Source organism: Ruegeria sp. YTSA105 (genome assembly GCF_059610225.1).
The window spans coordinates 209,914-231,690 of the sequence record NZ_JBXWNE010000003.1; the positions used below are offsets into that span (position 1 = coordinate 209,914).

The window sequence follows — 21,777 nt, forward strand, 5'->3', positions numbered from 1 at the left end:
AAGCCGCCGGATCAGGGAGTTTTCATTTAGATGTTTACCGTTTGCAAGCCCGTTCGCAAGTTGGCGCGTGCAGCCGCCGTCTTGGCCACCGCGACCATTCTGGCGGCGTGTGACGTCAGCAGTATCGGCGGAGGCCCGTCGATCAACACCTCAAAACCTGTACCGGTTGCTTTGCTGGTTCCGGCCGGATCTGGAAATTCCGGGGACGCTGAACTGGCGCGCAGCCTTGAAAACGCAGCCCGCCTGGCGATGTCCGATCTGCAGAATGTACAGATTGATTTGCGGGTCTACGACACCCGGGGCAATTCGGGTACCGCCGCAACAGTCGCGCAGCAAGCCGTGGCAGACGGCGCAAAGATAATCATTGGTCCGGTCTACGCCCAGGCGGCAAACTCAGCTGGTCTTGCGGTATTGAACAACAAGGTCAACCTGCTGTCGTTTTCGAACAATACCAGCATCGCAGGCGGTAATGTCTTCGTGCTCGGCCCTACTTTTGAAAACACCGCCAACCGGTTGGTCAACTATGCCGGTTCGCGCGGCAAGACCGGAACGGTCATCGTGCATAGCAACGATGCCGCAGGGCGGCTTGGACAATCGGCTATCGCAACCGCGCTGAGCAACAGCCGAGTGGGTAATGCAGGCACGGTCGGCTATGACCGCTCTCAGCAGGGGGTCATCAACTCGGTGCCGACAATCAAGGCTACTGTAGCGTCCTCGGGGGCGGATTCGATCTTTCTGACTTCGACCACAGCAGGGGCGTTGCCGCTGTATTCCCAGCTTCTACCAGAAGCAGGCGTTTCCCCGGCAACCACGCAATATATGGGCCTGACCCGCTGGGACATCCCGGCCCAGACACTGGAACTGCCAGGCGTTCAGGGTGGCTGGTTCGCATTGCCGGACCCATCCAAGGCACAGGCTTATCGTCAGCGGTACAACAACACCTATGGCGAGGCACCACATCCGATCAGTGGCCTAGCCTATGATGGCATAGCCGCGATTGCTGCCTTGGTCAGCCAGGGCAAATCCGACGCTCTGACCGCATCTGCCCTAACTCAGAACGCCGGTTTTCAGGGCGTTGGCGGTATCTTCCGTCTGCGACCCAACGGTACGAATGAACGTGGTCTGGCCATTGCCACGATCCAGAACAAACAGGTGGTTGTGATTGACCCTGCCCCCCAAAGCTTCTCTGGCGCCGGATTCTGATCGGCTGGCTCTGACACTCATCCCAAGGGGTGACCTGATTTGCCAGCCCGAAGAAATCTTTGACAGCGCAGCCGTTATGGCACAGCTGTCAGAGGCCTTCGACAAGACATCTGATAACGCCGAAAGGCGCGGCGAAACCGTGCGGATTTTGCGCAACGTCCAGAAATCCGGTCGTCAGGCAATCGCCGATGCCTTTGTCCGCGATCCATTTGACGCGCGGCGGCTGACCCATTCCTATACCTACCTGACCGACGGGCTGGTCTGCACCGCGATGCAAGTGGCCAGTCGCGAGCTTCACCCGCTGGCCACGCCGACACAGGGAGAAAAAATGGCCGTGCTGGCAGTGGGCGGCTATGGGCGTGGGGAAATGGCCCCGTCCTCGGATGTCGATCTGCTGTTTCTGACCCCCTACAAGATCACTGCCTGGGCCGAGAGTGTGATCGAATCCATGTTGTATATCCTGTGGGATCTGCGGCTGAAGGTCGGGCATTCTTCGCGCACCATCAAGGATTGCCTGCGCCTGGGATCCGAGGATTTCACCATTCGCACCGCGATGTTGGAACAGCGCTATTTGGCTGGCGACGCCGATCTGGCAAATGAGTTGGAAACGCGCCTGAAAGACGATCTGTTCAAAGGCACTGAGCGCCAGTTCATCGAGTCCAAGCTGCAGGAACGCGACGCGCGCCATCTGAAACAGGGCGAGCGGTATATGGTCGAGCCCAACGTAAAAGAGGGCAAAGGCGGATTGCGCGACCTGCAATCGCTCTACTGGATTGCCAAATATATCTACGGCGTTCAGGACGTGGCCGAGTTGGTACCGCTGGGTCTGTTCACCCCCGAGGAATTCAGCACTTTTGTGGAAGCCGAGGATTTCCTGTGGGCCGTTCGCTCGCATTTGCATCTGGTGACCGGGCGCGCAACCGAACAACTGTCCTTTGACATGCAGGTCGAGGTCGCTTCCCGTATGGGATACGAAGACCGGGCGGGTCGACGGGCGGTCGAAGTGTTTATGCAGCGCTATTTCCGCGAGGCCACGAAGGTTGGCGAGCTGACGCGCATCTTCCTGACCAAACTCGAGGCGACGCATATGAAAAGCGCGCCTCTGCTAGAGCGTATTTTCCGCCGCCGCCCCAGGATCAAAGCCGGATATAAAGTCGTCCATGGACGTCTGGATGTAGCCGACCCGAACAAGTTTCTGGCGGACAAGCTGAACCTTCTGCGCCTGTTCGAGGAAGGTCTGCGCACCGGCATGCTGATCCACCCGGACGCGATGCGGCTGGTCAGCGCCAACCTGAACCTGATTGATGACGACATGCGCGAAGACAAAGAGGCGCGGCGCATCTTTCTCGACCTGATGCTGAAACACGGCAACCCGGAACGCGCCCTGCGCCGCATGAACGAACTGGGAGTGCTGTCGGCCTTTCTGCCCGAGTTCGAACACATCGTGGCGATGATGCAGTTCAACATGTACCACAGCTATACGGTGGATGAGCACACCATTCAGTGCATCGTCAATCTGGCCCAGATTGAACGCGGAGAGTTGGGGGAATCCCTGCCGCTGGCGTCTTCAATCCTGGAGGGCGGGGTCAATCGCAAGGTTCTGTATGTTGCCCTGCTGATCCATGACATTGCTAAGGGGCGACCCGAGGATCATTCGATTTTGGGCGCACAGATGGCCCGAAAGATTGCACCTCGGCTGGGTCTGAACAAATCGGATTCAGAAACCGTGGAATGGTTGGTGCGGTATCACTTGTTGATGTCGGACATGGCGCAGAAACGCGATATTTCCGACCCGCGCACGGTGCGCGACTTTGCCAAGGCCGTGAAAACGGTCAAAAGGTTGGACCTACTGACCGTGTTGACCGTCTGCGACATTCGCGGCGTTGGACCCAACACCTGGAACAACTGGAAAGCCACCCTGCTACGCGCGCTGCATGCAGAAACCAAGCGCGCGCTTGAGACCGGGATGGAAGACCTCAACCGTGCCAATCGCGGTGCCGGTGCCAAAAAGGCGTTGCGGGCCGAGCTGGCGGAATGGACCAAAGCCGCCCTCAAAACCGAGACGGGTCGGCACTATGACCCCTATTGGCAGGGCCTGAACCTTTCGACCCATGTAGAATTTGCCGAGATGCTGAAAGAGCTGGACCGCAGCGGTGATGCTGGCGCGATGGAAATCCGTCTGCACCCGGATGAAGACCGCGATGCGACGCGGGCCTGCTTTGCCATGGGTGATCACCCCGGCATTTTTGCCCGTATCGCAGGTGCTTTGGCGCTGGTCGGGGCTAATGTGGTTGATGCGCGCAGTTACACCACCAAAGACGGCTATGTCACCGATGCGTTCTGGATTCAGGACGCCGATGGACACCCGTTCGAGGCCAGCCGCTTGCCGCGCCTGACACAGATGATCCACAAGACCCTGAAAGGCGAGGTCGTGGCGCGGGATGCCCTTAAATCACGCGACAAGATCAAGAAACGCGAACGGGCCTTTAACGTGCCGACCCATATCATCTTCGACAATGACGGGTCCGAGATCTACACGATCATCGAGGTCGATACCCGGGACAGGCCCGGCCTGCTCTATGATCTGACACGAACGCTTGCTGCCGCCAATGTCTATATCGCCAATGCGGTGATCGCGACTTATGGCGAACAAGTGGTGGACACCTTTTACGTCAAGGATATGTTTGGGTTGAAATATCACTCGGAAAGCAAGCAGCGCGGGCTTGAGACCAAGCTGCGCAAGGCCATCTCCGAAGGCGCCGAGCGCGCGGTCTCATGAAGCAGATCCGGCTGTTTTCAGGCCTGTTCACTGTCGGGTTCTGGACCCTGGCCAGCCGTATTCTGGGCTTTCTGCGGGAAATCCTGCTGACCGCCTACATCGGGCCCGGGCCAGTAATGGATGCATTCGTCGCCGCCTTTCGCCTGCCCAACATGTTCCGCCGCTTCTTTGCCGAAGGTGCGTTTAACGCAGCCTTTGTGCCGATGTTTTCCAAACGGCTCGAAGGCGGGGAAAACGCGCAAGACTTTGCACAGGACGCGTTCAACCTGCTGGCCGTGGCGGTGCTGGCGCTGGTCGGGCTGGCGATGGTTTTCATGCCTGGTCTGGTCTGGCTGACGGCCGAGGGCTTTTACGGTGACGACCGCTTCGACCTTGCCGTGGATTATGGATATGTGGTCTTTCCCTACATCTTTTTCATGTCGCTAGCGGCGCTGTTCTCGGGCGTGCTGAACGCAACCGGCCGTTTCGCGGCTGCCGCCGCCGCGCCGATTTTACTGAACATCTTTGCCTGCATAGCACTGATCGCCGGCGCTATATCAGGCGGAGAGGTCATCCGTTGGCTGATCGCCGTCATCCCCATCGCTGGTGTTGCGCAGCTAGCGCTGGTCTGGGTTGCAACCGAACGTGCGGGCATCCGTATCCGCCCGGGCCTGCCGAAACTCAGCCCTGAAATGCGCAACATGGTCCGCATTGCGGTTCCGGCCGCCTTGGCCATGGGGGTTACACAGGTCAATCTGGTGGTGGGCCAGCTGGTTGCGTCGAAAACCGAAAAGGCCGTCAGCTGGTTGTTTGCAGCGGATCGCTTGTACCAGTTGCCATTGGGTGTCGTGGGCATCGCCGTCGGCATCGTCCTGTTACCCGATCTATCTCGCCGCCTGCGTGCTGGGGACAAATCGGGCGCCCGCGATGCGTTTTCTCGCGCAGGTGAGTTTACGTTGCTGTTGACCATCCCGTCGACCGTTGCCTTTGTGCTCATCCCCACCCAGCTGGTCTCGGTTCTGTTCGAGCGCGGACAGTTCACCCCCGAAGACACCGCCGCCACCGCACTTGCCGTGGCGATCTATGGCATCGGCCTGCCCGCGTTCATGCTGCAGAAATTGTTGCAGCCTTTGTATTTCGCGCGTGAAGATACACGCTCGCCCTTTCACTATGCAGTGTTTGCGATGGTCGTGAACGCTGCACTGGCTTTCGGGCTGTATCCGTTGGTGGGATGGTTCGCACCTGCGATTGCCGCCTCGGTGGCCGGATGGGCCATGGTTGGACTGCTGGCCTTGGGCGCGCGAAAAATGGGGGAAGAAGCGCAGTTTGACGACCGGTTCAAGAACAGGGCATGGCGGATCATTGCGGCGTCCATGGGGATGGGAGCTGTCCTGTATGCCGCTATTGAGCTGTTTGGCTGGGCCTTTGCCCTGGAAGGCTGGCGATACCTGGCACTGCTCGGTTTGATCATCGTTGCTGCAGTCACGTATTTCCTGCTCGGCCACCTGATTGGTGCATTCAAACTTTCCGAGTTCAGAAAGGCTCTGCGTCGATCCTGATCAGTCGCGTCGGATGCGCCCGACAATCCGCGCCCACCCCCCCGGAGCAACCAGGAACGACAGGGCAAAACCAGTGGCAAAACCGCCCAGATCAGCCACCCAGTCCAGCGTTCCGCCAAACAGCAGGCCGAACAACAACTGAATGCCCATCAAAACTGCGATCAGGCTGAAGGCGCGGGATTGGTTTGCGCCCACCAGCGACAGCTTGCGCCATAATATCCACGTAAACGCTCCGATCAGCCCATAGACCGGAGGGAACCCACCCACCAGCGGAAAGCGCGGATCCAGCAACAGTGCATAAGCCAGCGCACCACCCACACCCGACAGCACAAAGATCACCAGCATCTGAACGCTGCCAAAAACCTCGGCCACCATTTTACCCATGGCCAGCACAAAGACGCAGACAAAGATGGCCTGTGTGAACGTACCGGATACAAACGGATAGGTGACAAAGCGGATCAGATGCTCGAATGGCCAGCGCCCGTTTTCCACCATCCAGTCGAAGATATCCGGCGAAAACGAATAGTGCTGCAAAGCGTCCAGGCGCCAGCCTACAGCAGTTGGCCCCCCAATGATCCCGCGCGTACCTAGAGTAAATGCCAGTTCAACCCCCATGATGAACACACACAAAGCCACCACCACGGGCGGCAGAGGGTTCACGGCGGGTGTATAATGCTCACTGCTCATTGGGCGGGCCTTTCGCGGCTGTTGACGTCCCTTTGCCTCATGGGTAAGCGACGGGGGCTGATTTTTCCAGACGGGAGTTCCCTTCGATGACCGATTCCAAGTTCACGCCGCGCGTGTTTTCCGGTGCACAGCCATCCGGTAACCTGCACCTTGGCAACTATTTGGGCGCATTGCGGAACTGGGTTCGGATGCAAGGGTCCGACTATCAGACAATCTACTGTATGGTCGATTTGCACGCGATCACCGTTTGGCAGGACCCCAAAGAGTTGCAGCACGCAACGCGTGAGCTGTGCGCGGGGTATATCGCATCAGGATTAGATCCCGAAAAATCGATCCTGTTTAACCAAAGCCAGGTTCCTGAGCACGCGCAACTAGCATGGATTTTTAACTGCGTTGCCCGGCTTGGCTGGATGCAGCGCATGACACAGTTCAAAGATAAGGCTGGCAAGAACGCACAGAATGCATCGTTGGGCCTATTCGCCTATCCGGCGCTTATGGCCGCAGATATCCTTGTATATCACGCGACACATGTACCCGTCGGAGATGATCAAAAGCAACACCTGGAACTAACCCGAGATATCGCAACTAAGTTCAATCATGACTATGGCGTCGATTTTTTTCCGTTGACCGAACCCGTCATCAAAGGTGCGGCAACTCGGGTCATGAGCTTGCGCGATGGGTCAAAAAAGATGTCCAAATCCGACCCCTCTGACATGACCCGGATCAACATGACCGATGATGCCGAGACGATCGCCAAGAAAATCCGAAAGGCCAAGACCGACCCGGACGCTCTGCCTTCGGAAATCGATGGCTTGGACAACCGCCCCGAGGCCCGCAATCTGGTGAATATCTACGCCGCCCTCAGCGATCAGACGGCGGATCAGGTTCTGGCCGACGTTGGCGGCAAGCAATTTGGCGAGTTCAAACCGATGCTGGCCGATCTGGCGGTTGCCAAACTGTCTCCGATCTCGACCGAAATGGCCCGCCTGATGGGTGAAGAGGCCGAGATTGATCGGATTCTGGCCAATGGCGCAGAAAAGGCCCGGGCGATTGCAGCCCCGATCCTGCAGCAGACCTATGACATCGTCGGCATGGTTGGTGCGAAACGGGGCTGATTGGCTCTGGACGTTGCCTTAACGCCTTCCTAGGTTTGCCTCAAAGCTTGGGAGGGCGTCATGGCAGTCGGCAAGAACATCCGCACCTATTTCAACGGGCAATGGCATGATGGGGATGCACCGATCATGCGCGCTGCGGATCATGGTGCGTGGCTGGGATCATCCGTCTTTGACGGCGCGCGGTTCTTCAACGGGCTGACCCCGGATCTGGAGGCCCATTGCGCCCGCGTGAACCGCTCTGCCGAGGCGCTGATGCTGACCCCGACCGTCACCAAAGACCAGATGGTCGAGATCGTGCTGGAAGGGCTTGAAGCCTATGCGCCCGACGCGGCCGTGTATATCCGCCCGATGTATTGGGGCATCGACGGAGATGCGACAGCGATCGTACCGCAGGAAAACAGCACCGGGTTTGCTGTCTGCCTGGAAGAGATTCCGATGGCGCCTGAGACCGCCTCGGACACGCTGGGACTGACCCGATTCCGCCGTCCGGTACTGGAATCAGCAGTGGTGAATGCCAAGGCCGGGTGCCTGTATCCCAACAACGCACGGATGCTGAACGAGGTACGTGCGAACGGGTTTTCGAATGCTTTGGTGGCTGACGCATTGGGCAACGTAGCCGAAACCGCAACCGCCAATATCTTTATGGTCCGCGACGGCGAGGTCTTTACCCCCGTCCCCAACGGCACCTTCCTTGCCGGCATCACCCGTGCACGACATATCAAAAACCTGCGGGCCGACGGCGTGGCTGTGCATGAGGCGGTTCTGAGTTTCGAGGATTTCTACGGGGCCGACGAGGTATTCATGACTGGCAACATGAGCAAGATCACCCCGGTGACCGCGCTGGAGGACACCCGGTTTCAGGTCGGGCCCGTCGCCCGGCGTGCACGCGACCTGTATTGGGACTGGGCCGCCAGTGGGCGTTAGGCTCTGGTTGCCAGCACGCACCTAGTCGGGCATGATCCCCGGAAATGAATGAGGACACCCATGCGCAAGTTCCTAGTGGTTCTGGATGACAGTCGCGAATGCCTGAATGCGATGCGATTCGCGGCTATGCGCGCGGCCCATACCGGCGGCGGCGTAACAATCCTGTCGGTAATCCCACCGGACGAATTCAACCATTGGATCGGCGTTGCCACCGTCATGCGTGAAGAAGCGCGCGAGCGTATCCATGCGCATTTTGAAGTTTTCGCAAAATGGATGCGCGACAAGCAAGACGTTGATCCTGAACTGGCCATCCGCGAAGGCGAGCCCGTTGCCCAGATCATCGAGCATGTGCAATCCGATCCTGATATCGGCGTTCTGGTTCTGGGTGCAGGCACTGACAAAAAGGGACCTGGCCCATTGGTGACTCAACTGACCAAAAACTCAGGCAGCCTGCCGATCCCAATCACTATTGTTCCTGGTGATCTGAGCAAAGAAAAACTCGAAGCGATTACCTGAGGCCACACCGATGCAACGCAGCATTCAATTCTGGTTCGAATTCGCCTCGACCTATTCTTATCTCAGCGCGATGCGTATCGAAGAGGTCGCCGCACGCCAGGGCGTGTCGGTTGAATGGCAGCCTTTTCTGCTGGGGCCGATCTTTGCCGCCCAAGGGTGGGATAATTCTCCGTTCAATCTGTATCCGGCGAAAGGCCGGTACATGTGGCGCGATATGGAACGCCTGACCGCCCAGCGCGGCTTGCCATTTGTCCGGCCCGATCCTTTTCCGCAGAACGGCCTGAAAGCGGCCAGGTTAACACTGGCGATTGACGACCAGATGCAAAAAGCTGCCTTTGTGCGCGCCGTCTATTCCGCCGAATTTGCCGAAGGGCAGAACATCGCAGATGATACTGTTCTGGCCGGATGCCTGAACTCAGCCGGGCTTGCCACAGATTTGCTGTCCCAGACCCAGAATCCGGCGATCAAAGCAGCGCTTATCTCGCAGACAGAAACCGCTCAGGCCAAAGGGCTTTTTGGCGCGCCCAGCTTTCTGGTCGGGGATGAGCTGTTCTGGGGCGATGATCGGTTGGACGACGCGATAAGCTTGGCTGCATAAATTTAGAATCGTTCCAATTCTTGACTTCCAGTGCGCGGACCCGCATATCAGAGACAACAGATACGGAGCCGCGCCATGTTCATCCAGACCGAATCCACACCGAACCCTGCAACCCTGAAATTCCTGCCCGGCCAGACCGTGCTGGAAGCGGGCACTGCAGATTTCCCATCGGCTGAGGCTGCGGAAAAGTCGCCGCTGGCCAACCGCATTTTCGCTGTGAGTGGCGTGACCGGAGTCTTTTTCGGCAATGACTTCGTGACCGTGACCAAAGCGGACGACGTTCAGTGGGACCACATCAAACCCGCCATTCTGGGCGCGGTGATGGAGCATTATCAATCCGGCCAGCCGATCATGGGAGCGGATGCCAATACGGCCTCGGGCCATGCTGAACACAGCGGCGAAGACGCCGAGGTGGTCAACCAGATCAAAGACCTGCTGGACAGCCGTGTGCGCCCGGCAGTCGCGCAGGACGGGGGCGACATCACGTTTCACGGTTTTGACCGCGGCATTGTCTACCTGCATATGCAAGGGGCCTGCGCAGGCTGCCCATCCTCGACGCTGACGTTGAAGATGGGAATCGAAAACCTGCTGCGTCACTACATTCCCGAAGTGACCGAGGTTCGCCCTGTTGCCGTCTGAACCACTCATTCTGGCGTTTGACACATCGGCCGCGCATTGCGCGGCCGCTTTGTTGCGCGGTGACCGGATTGTGGCGTCTTGTGTCGAGCCCATGTCGCGGGGACAAGCCGAACGTCTGATGCCGCTGCTCGAAGAGGTGCTGTCATCAGAACAATGCTCATGGCGCGACCTGTCAGCGATCGGCGTTGGAATAGGCCCAGGCAATTTCACAGGCATCCGCATCTCGGTCTCGGCCGCGCGGGGTCTGGCCTTAGGTCTGGGGATACCGGCCATCGGTGTGTCGGGCTTTGACGCGCTTGCCACCCTGGACAGCGATGCGTTGCCCGCAATTCGCGCGCCCAGAGATCAGGTCTATGTTTCTCAGCCTGATATGGAACCGGCACTGATCCAGCTTGATCAGGCAAAATCGCTGGGCACACTGATGTTCAACGACAACCCCAAGGCTCAGGTCTGCGCTATTGCCCGCGTGGCAGCGCAAAGATGGCAGACTACGACCGAGGCACCGGCCCCCCTATACATACGCCCCGCAGACGCGGCGCCCTCCAAGGATCAACCGCCGATGTTGCTGGACGGATGACCCCGGAAGACCTGGCCGATACCCATGCGGCGGCTTTTACGCAAGCGCGCCCCTGGACCGCCACAGAGTTTGCAGAGCTGCTGCAGAATCGCTTTACCCATATCGTCGGCGACACCCAGTCCTTTGCCCTTTTTCAGGCAATCGCTGACGATGCCGAACTGCTGACGATTGCCACCCATCCCACAGTTCAGCGTCAGGGACTGGCTAGGAAGCGTATGGTCGAATGGCACGCGGCTGCCAAAAAACTGGGCGCTATCCGGGCGATTCTGGATGTTTCCATCGCCAACCAGCCCGCGATTACACTTTACAAGCATTGCGGGTATCGTGTGTGCGGCACGCGCAAGAATTACTATACGGTTGAAAATAATCAGAAAATTGATGCCATCGTCATGGAATGCAATTTAACCTGAGACAGGTCGCGAATTTTCTTGGACCAAATGGTCAAAAATCTGTTGACCGCGGCGGTTGCAAACGGCCTTAATTCCCGCCATCACAACGGTTATGCTCGCTAACAGTGGGTAAACGGGGCTATCTTGGCTCCGACCGAAAAAACAAACGGGAGTAACAAATGACCCTGATGAAATCCTTGATGGGCGCCGCAGCGGCGGTTGCACTGACAGCGGGTGCCGCACTGGCCGAACCGGCACTGATCTTTGATCTGGGCGGCAAGTTCGACAAATCGTTCAACGAAGCCGCGCATAACGGCGCCTCACGCTGGGCGGAAGAAACGGGCGGCACATACCGCGAGATCGAAATGCAGTCCGAAGCGCAACGCGAACAGGCCCTGCGCCGCTTTGCCGAAGCAGGCTCGAACCCGATCATCACCATGGGTTTCGGTATGGCTGACCCGCTCAGCGCGGTTGTTGCCGACTATCCGGACACGAAATTTGTCGTTGTCGATGTAACCTGGCTGGACGCGCCTAACCTGCGTCAGGTTGGATTCGCTGAACACGAAGGGTCTTACCTCGTTGGTATGATGGCGGCGATGGCATCCGAATCCGGGACTGTTGGCTTCATCGGCGGCATGGATGTTCCGCTGATCCGTCACTTTGGCTGCGGCTATGCTCAGGGTGCCAAGGCGGTGAACCCCGATATCAACGTGGTTGCCAACATGACCGGCACAACGCCTGCGGCATGGAACGACCCGGTTAAGGGCTCGGAACTGACAAAGGCACAAATCAGCCAGGGTGCCGACGTGGTCTATGCCGCAGCTGGCGGCACCGGTGTTGGTGTTCTGCAAACCGCTGCTGACGAAGGCATCCTGTCAATCGGTGTCGACAGCAACCAGAACCACCTGCACCCGGGCAAAGTTCTGACCTCGATGCTGAAGCGCGTGGACGTCGCTGTTTACGAGGCGATGAGCGCAGGCGAGAACGTTGAGACCGGCGTATATATCATGGGTCTGGCCGAAGACGGCGTTGGCTATGCGATCGACGACAACAACGCTCCGCTGGTTTCGGATGATATGAAAGCAGCAGTCGACAAAGCCCGTCAGGACATCATCGACGGCAATGTTTCAGTTGTCAGCTATTACGAGAACGACAGCTGCCCAGCACTGCAGTTCTGATATCGCGCGGGTCGGGGGTGATGCTCCCGGCCCGATTCCACTTTGCTGCACCGGGATGACCGGGCAGTCCTTTCGGCAACTGAGGACAAGACATGACCGTCCCCGCCATTGAGCTCAAAGGGATATCCAAATCCTTTGGGCCGGTTCAGGCCAACAAAGACATTTCCATCAGCGTCGCCCCCGGTACGATCCATGGGATCATCGGTGAAAACGGTGCGGGCAAATCCACGCTGATGAGCATTCTCTACGGCTTTTACAAAGCCGACAAAGGTGAAATCTGGATCAATGGTCAAAAGACCGAAATCCCTGACAGCCAGGCCGCGATCGCCTCGGGCATCGGGATGGTGTTTCAGCATTTCAAACTGGTCGAGAATTTTACCGTTCTGGAAAACATCGTGCTGGGCGCCGAGGATGGAAGGCTGTTGGCCCCGTCCCTGAATAAAGCCCGCAAAGAGTTGAAAGAGCTGGAAGAAGAATACGAACTGTTCGTTGACCCCGACAAGCGTATCGACGAAATCGGTGTGGGGATGCAGCAAAGGGTTGAGATTCTTAAGGCGCTGTATCGCAAGGCCGAGATCCTGATTCTGGACGAACCAACCGGCGTGCTGACCCCATCCGAGGCGGATCAGCTGTTCCGCATCCTCGACCGGCTGCGGGCCGAGGGGAAGACGATCATCGTGATCACCCACAAACTGCGCGAGATCATGGAAAACACCGACACCGTGTCGGTCATGCGCCGCGGGCAAATGACGGCCACCGTGAAAACCGCCGAGACCAGCCCCGAAGAACTGGCCGAGCTGATGGTGGGCCGCAAGGTTCTGCTGCAGGTCGACAAGGTTCCGGCACAGCCCGGTAAGCCCATCCTCGAGATTGAAAACCTGCGTGTTTTCGACAGCGCGGGCGTCGAGCGTGTCAAAGGCATCGACTTGACCGTGCGCGCTGGTGAGATCGTGGGCATCGCAGGCGTCGCCGGCAATGGCCAATCCGAACTGCTAGAGGTTCTGGGCGGGATGCGCCCGGGCCAGGGCCAGATCAAACTGAACGGCACGCCGCTTGCGCTCAGCGGGGCGGGGTCAGATGGCCAGGCGCGGCGCGCGCAGCACATTGCGCATGTGCCCGAAGACCGCCAGCGCGAAGGCCTGATCATGGATTTCCACGCCTGGGAGAACGTGGCCTTCGGCTATCACCGTGACCCGGCCTATAAGCGTGGCCTCTTCATGGATAACGCCGCCCTGCGCGCCGATACCGAAGCCAAGATCGAAAAATTCGATGTGCGCCCGCCGAACCCCTGGCTGTCGGCCAAAAGCTTTTCGGGCGGCAATCAGCAGAAGATCGTCGTCGCGCGTGAAATCGAACGTAACCCGGACCTGCTGTTGGTCGGTCAGCCGACCCGAGGCGTGGATATCGGGGCGATCGAATTCATTCACAAACAGATCGTCGATCTGCGCGACCAGGGCAAGGCGATCCTGCTGGTCTCGGTCGAGCTGGAAGAGATATTCTCGCTGTCGGATCGAATCGCGGTCATGTTTGACGGACATATCATGGGCGAACGCCTGCCCCATAAAACTGATGAAAAAGAACTTGGCCTGTTGATGGCCGGTGTTGCGGGAGAGGCAGCGTAACATGGAAAAAATGCCCAAATGGGCCGATGTCGTTCTGATCCCGGTGATCAGTCTGCTTCTGGCTGCAATCCTGTCGGCGCTGGTGATCCTCGCCATTGGCGAAAACCCGATCGAAGCGGTGAACCTGATGGTCACCGGCGCGCTGGGATCGACCTATGGCTGGGGCTATACGCTGTATTACGCCACGAATTTCATGTTCACCGGACTCGCTGTGGCGGTCGCCTTTCACGCACGGCTGTTCAATATCGGTGGCGAAGGTCAGGCGATGCTGGGCGGGCTTGGCGTGGCCGTGGTGTGCCTTTACATCGACTGGCCGCATTGGAGCATCGCCTTGCTGGCCGCCTGTGCCGCATCGATGGTGTTTGGGGCCGCTTGGGCGGCCATTCCGGCCTATCTGCAGGCCAAACGCGGCAGCCATATCGTGATCACCACGATCATGTTCAACTTCATCGCTGCTGCCTTGCTGAACTATATGCTGGTCAACGTCATGCGCCCGCAGGGCTCGCAAGACCCGGCAACTGCACGCTTCCCCGAGGCGGTGCATCTGCCGACGTTCCAGTCGATGTTCTCGACCGCTGAAAACGTCGTATTCCGTGGCGCACCTGCCAATATCTCATTCTTTGTTGCAGTCCTGGCCTGTGTGATCGTTTGGGCGCTGATCTGGCGCACCCGGCTGGGCTATGAGATCCGCGCCTATGGGCATTCGGAAACCGGTGCCGTCTATGCCGGTATTTCTCCGGTTCGGATCACCATCATCGCCATGCTGATCTCGGGCGCGCTGGCTGGTCTGATGGCCACGAACAACGTGATGGGTGAGGCAGAGCGGCTGGTTCTGAACTCGACCGAGGGCGCTGGCTTTATCGGTATCGCCGTGGCGCTGATGGGTCGATCCCATCCGTTTGGGGTGTTTCTGGCGGCGCTGCTGTTTGGTTTCCTCTATCAGGGCGGGGCCGAGCTGGCGTTGTGGACGTCGATCCCACGCGAGCTTATCGTGGTCATTCAGGCCCTGGTGATCCTGTTCACCGGCGCCTTGGACAACATGGTCCGCATGCCGCTGGAAAAGCTGTTCCTTGCCATGCGGAAGGAGGGCTAAGCGATGGATACTTTCGTTACCCTCATCCAGGTCCTCGATTCGACCGTCCGCCTGGCTACGCCGCTGTTGCTGGCCTGTCTGGCCGGTCTGTACTCCGAACGCGCCGGTATTTTCGACATCGGGCTTGAGGGCAAGATGCTGATCGCGGCGTTCTTTTCTGCCGCCGTCGCCGCCGTGACCGGATCGGTCTGGCTGGGATTGCTGGCCGGGATCGCGGCCTCTCTTGTTCTGTCCGCCCTGCATGGGGTGGCCTCGATCACCTTTCGGGGCAACCAGCTGATTTCAGGCGTCGCCATCAACTTTCTGGCCTCTGGGCTGACGGTCCTGATCGCGCAAAGCTGGTTCAAACAGGGCGGGCGTACCCCCTCGCTGTTCGGCGGAGGGCGCTTTGAACCGATCACCTTCCCTTTTGCGGATGCGGTGAGTGATGTCCCATTTCTTGGGCCAATCTATTCCGAGCTGCTGTCCGGCCATTCGATCCTGGTCTATGTGTCTTTCCTTCTGGTCCCGACAACCTGGTGGGTTTTGTACCGCACCCGCTTTGGCCTGCGCCTGCGCGCGGTGGGTGAAAACCCAGCCGCTGTGGATACGGCCGGGGTTTCTGTCGTTGGGCTGCGTTTTGCGGCTGTAGCGATCTGTGGCGTGCTGTGCGGCATTGCCGGTGCCTATCTGGCCACGGCCCTGCAAGCTGGATTCGTCAAGGAAATGACTGCCGGTCGCGGGTTCATCGCGCTGGCGGCGCTGATCTTTGCAAAATGGCGGCCATGGCACGCGATGTGGGCTTGCCTGCTGTTCGGACTGTTGCAAGCCGTTGCGTTGCGGTTCCAAAATATTGACCTGGGTGGCGTGGTGATTCCTGTGCAGGTCATGGATGCGCTGCCATATATCCTGACCGTCGTCATTTTGGCCGGCTTTGTCGGCAAGGCCGTTCCACCGAAAGCCGGTGGCGAACCCTATGTAAAAGAGCGGTAATAGGTCCAGTTTGAAACACACGTCAGTCCTGTTCGCTGCATGGCGGCATGTAGAGTTGATTTTACATGCCGCAACGGCTCTAAAGGGGCATGGATGTGTTTCCAGTGACAGCTGATTTGAGAGAGTTTCTCGCCGGGGTGCCGGATGCTAGGTCTTGCGCTTGGTCTAAGGGGATACTCCCTGTCAAAACGCCTTTTGCGGATGCACAGTTTCAGACTGGTCCAAGCCGCCAGCCCTGCTTTACCCTGCCTCGCCAAGGGCGTGATTCTGCGCGTCAGATACGAACCCTTTCACAAATTCCAGAAGTCGAATGTGTCACATTGCGCGACGCAGCTGGCCCTAATTACTAGTACCTCATGCAAATTTACCTTCCTATCGCTGAAGTTTCCGTAAACGCCTTTCTGCTGCTGGGGTTGGGCGGCATGGTCGGCATCCTGTCAGGGATGTTCGGGGTCGGCGGCGGGTTTCTGATGACCCCGCTGTTGTTTTTCATTGGCATCCCACCAGCAGTTGCCGTAGCCACCGAAGCGAACCAGATTGTCGCCTCGTCATTTTCTGGTGTTCTGGCCCATTTCCGCCGAAAGACGGTCGACCTGAAGATGGGCACGGTATTGCTGGTCGGGGGACTGATCGGAGCTGCGTTCGGGGTGGTGATCTTCAACTATCTCAAAAGCCTCGGACAAGTCGATTTGCTCGTAACCCTGTGTTACGTGGTCTTTCTGGGCGTCGTCGGCAGCTTGATGTTCATCGAAAGCCTGAACGCGCTGCGTAAATCCAAAAAGGGCACCGCCGCCCCTGTTGCACGTCGTCAGCGCGGCTGGATTCACGCGATGCCGTTCAAAATGCGGTTCCGTACATCGGGCCTCTATATCTCGGTCATCCCCCCCGTCCTGGTCGGGCTTAGCGTAGGTATCCTTTCTGCGATCATGGGTGTCGGAGGCGGCTTTATCATGGTTCCTGCCATGATTTACCTGCTGGGAATGCCCACCAAAGTCGTTGTCGGCACCTCCCTATTCCAGATTATTTTCGTAACAGCGTTCACCACGATGCTGCACGCGACAACCAACTACACAGTCGACATTGTTCTGGCTGTGTTGTTGCTGGTCGGCGGCGTGATCGGGGCGCAGATCGGAACGGTGATCGGCGCACGAATGCCTGCCGAGCAGCTGCGCGTATTGCTGGCTGCACTGGTCTTGGTGGTTTGTGGCAAACTGGCGCTGGATCTGCTTCTGGAACCCTCCGAGCTCTATTCGCTCGGCGTTGCAGGGGGGCACTGATCATGCTGAGACGGTTGATCCTGCTACTCGCCCTCTGTGTCACCCCGGCCATCGCCGAGGAGGAACAGGTCGTGCTTGGCCTAAGCCAAGACCGGGTTGCCATCACGGCGAATTTCGATGGCTCGGAAATTCTTATTTTCGGTGCCGTGAAACGTGAAACGCCGATCCCTTCCGGCCCACCGCTTCAAGTTATCGTAGCCGTTGCAGGCCCCTCGAGCCCAGTGACGGTCCGGCGAAAAGAACGCAGGCTGGGTATCTGGGTCAACACCGACAGCGTCCTGGTCGACCTTGCGCCCAGTTTTTATGCGGTTGCCACCAGCGCTCCGCTTACAGAAATCCTGTCAGATACAGAAGACTTGCGGTACAGGATCTCGATTGAACGGGCCATTCGGTCAGTGGGTGCCGCGATGAATATCCGGGGCGCGCAGAATTTTGCCGAGGCCGTCGTTCGCATCCGTGAGGATGAGGGCCTGTATTCTATCCGCGAAAATACGGTTGCGGTGGACGAGCAGACATTGTTCCGAACCTCAATCGACATGCCAGCCGATTTGACCGAAGGCGCCTATTTCGCGCGCATATACCTGACCCGCGGCCGAGAGGTTGTTTCCCAGTTCGAGACCACAATCGACGTGCGGAAGGTCGGGCTGGAACGGTTCCTCTACAACATGTCCCGTCAGCAGCCGGTCTGGTATGGCCTGATGTCTTTGGTCATTGCCATCGCGGCGGGTTGGGGAGCGTCCACAGCCTTCCGACTATTGCGCGAGAACTAAAGCCCTATCCACGCCCGATATAGGGCATCGTAGTGGCCATGACGGTCATGAACTGGACGTTTGCCTCTGCAGGCAAAGACGCCATGTGCAGTACAGAACGTGCGGCATCGTCAACAGCCATCGTCGGGTCGGGCTGCTGCCCTCCCGCGATGGCGTTTTCAACCAGGTTTTGCACCATCTGTGTTCGCGCGTTGCCAATATCGATTTGACCACATGCGATACCAAAGGCGCGCCCGTCCAGTGATAGGCTGCGTGTCAGGCCTGTTATCGCGTGTTTCGTAGCGGTGTAATGGACCGAATTCGGACGCGGTACATGCGCGGCGATCGAACCGTTATTGATGATCCTTCCCCCTTGCGGGGCCTGATGCCGCATAATGCGAAAGGCTTCGCGCGCGCTTAGGAACATCCCGTTCAGGTTCACGCTGACGCTCTGGTACCAATCCTCCAACTGGATTTCGTCTATCGTGCCGCCGGGGGCAAAGATTCCGGCATTATTGAATAATACGTCAAGACGTCCCGCCTCATTCTGGAATGTCTCGAAAGCACCCGAAACAGCGGTGGGATCGGTAACATCGGTCACCAAGGGGATCGCATTCTTGTGCCTTTCAGCCAATTCGTTCAGCACATCCGCGCTGCGCGCCAGCAGCCCAACCGCCCAGCCCTCGGCCAAAAACAACTCGCCAGTTGCCCGTCCGATGCCTGAACTGGCGCCTGTGATGATGATGGATTTCATATCTCTTCCGCCTCCAGGGTCAGCGTCGCCGCCGGAGCCGCGCGCAAATCATCCACGCGCAGCGGATAAGTGGGCTTGGCCAGCCTGTTGCGCACCACCCAAATCAACCTTTCTTGCGCCCGCGTGATCGCAACATAAGCCAGACGTTTCCACAAAGGTTGCCCAGCCTCGGTTCGCCCCATCCGAGCAGCCGCATATATATCCGGCGCAAACACCTGTACCGTGTCCCACTGCGACCCCTGCGCCTTGTGAATGGTCACTGCTGCGCCATGCAAAAAGGTTGCCCCCATACGCGCTGCAAATGGAATAAACGGTTCTTCCTCATCAGGCATTTCGATTTTGACAATCGACGCTGCACTGACCTGAGGATCCTCGGCCCCCATCACATGCAGGCGCGAAAACCCCGGTTTTCGTCCTGGCCCCAGATAGATGACCTGAGCACCCTTGATTAGCCCGCGCGCCTCAAGATCCAGCCTTTTCTTGCGGTGCTTCAGCGGCAGTTCGATTCCATCGCAAATCAGCGGCTCTCCCGCCAGAAGCTCGGTGTCGGGTGCCGCGTGAACATTGCGGAAGGCCTGAATCAAGCGAATTCGGGTGGCATTTCGCCAGACCAGAACCGGGCTGCGGGCCATCAGGTCAACTTCAACACGCTGCCCCCAAACAACACGGTCATCCTGTCGGGCGGTCTGTTCGACGAGCCGTTCAAAATCCTCAAACCCCATCTGAGGGTCGGCCAGCGCATGCGCGAGGTCCAGGATCGGGTTGTCTGCCGTCTGCCTGTGGACCCTGTGCAATACCTGCTTTCGCGGCTCGGGCAGCGTCTCAAATACCATGCTGCCGGACTGATTGACCGGGGCGAGCTGCGCCGGATCGCCAAAAAGTAACAGGGTCGGAAAGATCTCTTTCAGGTCTTCGAACTGCCTGTCATCCAGCATCGAGGCCTCATCTACAAAGCCTATGTCCAGCGGCTCCTCCCGACGCTTCCAGCCGGTGATAAAGTCGGACCCACGAAGGCCCGCAGCAGCCAGCGCGCCGGGGATCGACTTGTTGTTCTGATAAAAAGCGGCCGCCCGGTCCAGGGCTTCGTCAGTCAACCCTTCAACCTCGGGGCGTTCATCGTTGCCCGCCAGCCATTCGGCAATGCGTTCATATTCCGGGTCATATACCGGCGTATAGAGGATGCGGTGGATCGTGGTCGCAGGCACACCCCGCAGGCGCAAAACACTGGCGGCCTTGTTCGTTGGCGCAAGAATGGCCAAGCTGCGTTTCTCGCGCGCTTTGCGGCTTTCGAAATCACCGGAAACAATCTGAAGACCCGCGTCAGCCAATGCTTTGTAAAGCTCTGCCAGCAGTAGCGTTTTCCCTGAACCCGCCTTGCCGATCACGGCCATCACCCCGGATTCGCCATTGCCGGGCATTTTCAGCAGGGCATCATCATCCAGGTCTACACCAGCAGATTTCAGCATCTCGGAAATGCTGTCATAGGCGGCGGCTTGATCGTCAGAAAAGGTTACTGTGGGTATAGACATGGCGCGACCCTACAGGGCCACGCCAGCTATCGCCAGATATGGAATTGGCTTTCAGACCCCGTCAGGCGGACAGGGCAAACCGGTGTTGCCGGACAGTGCCAAACGCGGCTTTGAACCACATCCTGGACAGCTCACGTGGGATGCCCGCCCGTTCAGCCACCCGATTGCAATCCTCGGGCGAATAGGGCCAGAGCCCAACCGAAATCTGATCACGCCCTTTCCCTTGTGACCCCAGAACGACTGGAGACGATCCGATCAGACGGTAGATCCGAATCATGCGCGCATCAAAGACGCCAGCAATATGGGTCAGCCCGAACCCTTCCATGATTTCGCCGCCACTCAGCATGATGGCACCGGCAGTATGGGCACTGGCCGTTCGTGACAGGCAGAACCGCGTTACTTCCCAGATCAGCGGGCTGTGGACCGGCTTACCCCCTGTCAGGTGCCCAAACACCTCATTCACCATGACAGGTCCTGTCGTCGGCAATACCCGCATCGACCCCCCATGGCTGCCATCCTCTTCTTCCCAGATGACATAGAGCGGATTCAGGTCATCATACTGATCCCGCTCTTCTCCTTTTTCGTCCACGTGAACATCCCAGCCCAGACGTGTTTTGAACTGATCCGCTCGATCCCGGAACATCCCTTGGGCCAAATTCGGAAACTTATGTAGTTCGTCGGCAAACAAATAGCGCAACATGACTTTTCCCCTTGTCGTCCTGTGCAGGAACGAAGGGGGTACAAAGTCGTGGTTAATTTCCCGTTTTTGGCGCGCGCGCTTGTTAAACCACTATTAATCCACGGCTGAGTGCTGTTGCGATGGCATGTGTTGTGTTCTGCGCCCCAAGCTTGGCACGCGCACTTTCAATATAGACACGCAGCGTATGTTCCGAGATTGACAGTGAGTGCGCGACTTGTGCCCGGCTGTATCCAAGCGCCAGCAAGGTCATGGCATCCGTCTCACGAGGCGACAGGCCTCGGGTCGTATCCGGCTGCCTGTCGGTTTCGAACTCCAGAGCCTTTCGGTTAAAGTAATGCGCGATCAAAATCAGCTCGCGGCCATGGGCCTTGATGAAGGACTTCCATTTCTCATCATCACATGAGTGATTCACTGTGAATAAGGCAAACTGGCCGTTCGGCCCCCGGATGGGGATCGAATAACCCTGATTGCCAACCCCATGTTCAAGCGCATCCTGCAAAAAGGCTTTCGCCACTTTTCCAGACCAGTCCAGAAATTTCCAGTCAACCGGGTGGAACCGTTGGAAACACCCCAGGATCACTGGATCTATGCGGTGATAATTCCGCTCCCGGTATCGCTCGGCCCAAGCGTCCGGGTAAGTTGTATAGCCGTATTGATCCCCGGCACCATCAACCCAATGATAGATAAGATGTTCAACCTGCAGCCGGTCGCGCAATCGAACGGCTACATCGCCCAACTCGTCAAGCGTGTTGGTGCTTTCCAAGTCCTCTAGGACCTGACTCATGTCGAGTTGTGTTCCCATTCGCGGGCGCCTGTGCCTTATCTTGCATGGACGCAATCTCGGCCGCTGCGATCAACTTGGTATCATCAAGCTGCTCGGCAAGTGCGGTCAAACCGTTTTCAACAGCGAAGGCGTTGAGGTCCGACAAAACGTCCAG

Annotated in this window: 21 protein-coding genes; 16 read left to right on the forward strand and 5 right to left on the reverse strand. The window is 58.2% G+C overall.

Going from position 1 to position 21,777, the window contains the following annotated elements; all coding sequences use genetic code 11:
• Nucleotides 1-30 precede the first annotated feature (30 nt).
• From AC2FH2_RS05840 to murJ, 3 genes are read left to right on the forward strand one after another with little or no spacing between them, the layout of a single operon-like run.
• Entirely contained in the window at nucleotides 31-1,203 is a 1,173-nt protein-coding gene (locus tag AC2FH2_RS05840; protein ID WP_282021626.1) for a penicillin-binding protein activator, read from the forward strand.
• A complete protein-coding gene (locus tag AC2FH2_RS05845) occupies nucleotides 1,163-3,982 on the forward strand; it encodes a [protein-PII] uridylyltransferase (RefSeq protein ID WP_496823135.1) in 2,820 nt (939 codons plus the stop codon). The genes AC2FH2_RS05840 and AC2FH2_RS05845 overlap by 41 nt, the downstream gene beginning before the upstream one ends.
• Nucleotides 3,979-5,520, forward strand: a complete 1,542-nt coding sequence (gene murJ, locus AC2FH2_RS05850) for a murein biosynthesis integral membrane protein MurJ (RefSeq protein WP_496823136.1) — start codon at nucleotides 3,979-3,981, stop codon at nucleotides 5,518-5,520. Before AC2FH2_RS05845 ends, murJ begins: the two co-directional genes overlap by 4 nt.
• Here the strand turns inward: murJ and AC2FH2_RS05855 are convergent, their stop codons facing one another.
• Nucleotides 5,521-6,207, reverse strand: coding sequence for a rhomboid family intramembrane serine protease (locus tag AC2FH2_RS05855; RefSeq protein ID WP_142635554.1), 687 nt, complete (start codon nucleotides 6,205-6,207; stop codon nucleotides 5,521-5,523). It abuts the gene before it with no gap.
• A gap of 86 nt (nucleotides 6,208-6,293) precedes the next feature.
• Here AC2FH2_RS05855 and trpS point away from each other — a divergent pair, with 86 nt between their 5' ends.
• The 13 genes from trpS (at nucleotide 6,294) to AC2FH2_RS05920 (ending at nucleotide 17,877) form a co-directional block, all read left to right on the forward strand.
• Nucleotides 6,294-7,322 (forward strand): tryptophan--tRNA ligase, encoded by a 1,029-nt coding sequence (gene trpS / locus AC2FH2_RS05860; RefSeq protein WP_496823137.1) that lies wholly within the window; start codon nucleotides 6,294-6,296, stop codon nucleotides 7,320-7,322.
• A gap of 60 nt (nucleotides 7,323-7,382) precedes the next feature.
• On the forward strand, nucleotides 7,383-8,246 hold the full coding sequence (locus tag AC2FH2_RS05865; RefSeq protein WP_496693589.1) for a branched-chain amino acid aminotransferase: 864 nt from the start codon (nucleotides 7,383-7,385) through the stop codon (nucleotides 8,244-8,246).
• A 60-nt stretch (nucleotides 8,247-8,306) separates the two neighbouring features.
• Entirely contained in the window at nucleotides 8,307-8,762 is a 456-nt protein-coding gene (locus AC2FH2_RS05870; protein ID WP_142635548.1) for a universal stress protein, read from the forward strand.
• Between the two features lie 10 nt (nucleotides 8,763-8,772).
• Nucleotides 8,773-9,360, forward strand: coding sequence for a 2-hydroxychromene-2-carboxylate isomerase (locus tag AC2FH2_RS05875; RefSeq protein ID WP_496688959.1), 588 nt, complete (start codon nucleotides 8,773-8,775; stop codon nucleotides 9,358-9,360).
• 75 nt (nucleotides 9,361-9,435) lie between these two features.
• A complete protein-coding gene (locus tag AC2FH2_RS05880; protein ID WP_496688961.1) occupies nucleotides 9,436-9,999 on the forward strand; it encodes a NifU family protein in 564 nt (187 codons plus the stop codon).
• Nucleotides 9,989-10,576, forward strand: coding sequence for a tRNA (adenosine(37)-N6)-threonylcarbamoyltransferase complex dimerization subunit type 1 TsaB (gene tsaB, locus AC2FH2_RS05885; RefSeq protein WP_496693588.1), 588 nt, complete (start codon nucleotides 9,989-9,991; stop codon nucleotides 10,574-10,576). Before AC2FH2_RS05880 ends, tsaB begins: the two co-directional genes overlap by 11 nt.
• Nucleotides 10,573-10,986: a GNAT family N-acetyltransferase gene (locus AC2FH2_RS05890; protein WP_496688963.1), complete on the forward strand. Its 414-nt coding sequence runs from the start codon at nucleotides 10,573-10,575 to the stop codon at nucleotides 10,984-10,986. Before tsaB ends, AC2FH2_RS05890 begins: the two co-directional genes overlap by 4 nt.
• Nucleotides 10,987-11,144: 158 nt before the next feature.
• Nucleotides 11,145-12,143, forward strand: coding sequence for a BMP family lipoprotein (locus tag AC2FH2_RS05895; RefSeq protein ID WP_142635539.1), 999 nt, complete (start codon nucleotides 11,145-11,147; stop codon nucleotides 12,141-12,143).
• Nucleotides 12,144-12,235: 92 nt separating this feature from the next.
• The gene (locus tag AC2FH2_RS05900) at nucleotides 12,236-13,765 is read left to right on the forward strand and encodes an ABC transporter ATP-binding protein (protein WP_496823138.1); all 1,530 of its coding nucleotides are present in this window, start codon (nucleotides 12,236-12,238) and stop codon (nucleotides 13,763-13,765) included.
• 1 nt (nucleotide 13,766) lies between these two features.
• Nucleotides 13,767-14,858 carry an ABC transporter permease gene (locus tag AC2FH2_RS05905; protein WP_142635535.1) on the forward strand — a complete coding sequence of 364 codons (1,092 nt, stop codon included), beginning with the start codon at nucleotides 13,767-13,769 and terminating at the stop codon, nucleotides 14,856-14,858.
• 3 nt (nucleotides 14,859-14,861) lie between these two features.
• Entirely contained in the window at nucleotides 14,862-15,830 is a 969-nt protein-coding gene (locus AC2FH2_RS05910; RefSeq protein WP_142635533.1) for an ABC transporter permease, read from the forward strand.
• Between the two features lie 356 nt (nucleotides 15,831-16,186).
• On the forward strand, nucleotides 16,187-17,107 hold the full coding sequence (locus AC2FH2_RS05915) for a sulfite exporter TauE/SafE family protein (RefSeq protein ID WP_142635531.1): 921 nt from the start codon (nucleotides 16,187-16,189) through the stop codon (nucleotides 17,105-17,107).
• A gap of 2 nt (nucleotides 17,108-17,109) precedes the next feature.
• Complete coding sequence (locus tag AC2FH2_RS05920) at nucleotides 17,110-17,877, forward strand: TIGR02186 family protein (RefSeq protein ID WP_142635529.1); 768 nt, start codon at nucleotides 17,110-17,112, stop codon at nucleotides 17,875-17,877.
• 4 nt (nucleotides 17,878-17,881) lie between these two features.
• Here AC2FH2_RS05920 and AC2FH2_RS05925 read toward each other — a convergent pair whose 3' ends face one another.
• The 4 genes from AC2FH2_RS05925 to AC2FH2_RS05940 form a co-directional block, all read right to left on the reverse strand.
• A complete protein-coding gene (locus tag AC2FH2_RS05925) occupies nucleotides 17,882-18,610 on the reverse strand; it encodes an SDR family oxidoreductase (RefSeq protein ID WP_496709190.1) in 729 nt (242 codons plus the stop codon).
• Nucleotides 18,607-20,139 carry an ATP-dependent DNA helicase gene (locus tag AC2FH2_RS05930; RefSeq protein WP_142635525.1) on the reverse strand — a complete coding sequence of 511 codons (1,533 nt, stop codon included), beginning with the start codon at nucleotides 20,137-20,139 and terminating at the stop codon, nucleotides 18,607-18,609. The genes AC2FH2_RS05925 and AC2FH2_RS05930 overlap by 4 nt, the downstream gene beginning before the upstream one ends.
• A 61-nt stretch (nucleotides 20,140-20,200) precedes the next feature.
• Complete coding sequence (locus AC2FH2_RS05935) at nucleotides 20,201-20,839, reverse strand: acyl-homoserine-lactone synthase (RefSeq protein WP_142635523.1); 639 nt, start codon at nucleotides 20,837-20,839, stop codon at nucleotides 20,201-20,203.
• Nucleotides 20,840-20,921: 82 nt separating this feature from the next.
• Nucleotides 20,922-21,641: a helix-turn-helix transcriptional regulator gene (locus AC2FH2_RS05940; RefSeq protein WP_496823139.1), complete on the reverse strand. Its 720-nt coding sequence runs from the start codon at nucleotides 21,639-21,641 to the stop codon at nucleotides 20,922-20,924.
• Between the last annotated feature and the right edge of the window lie 136 nt (nucleotides 21,642-21,777).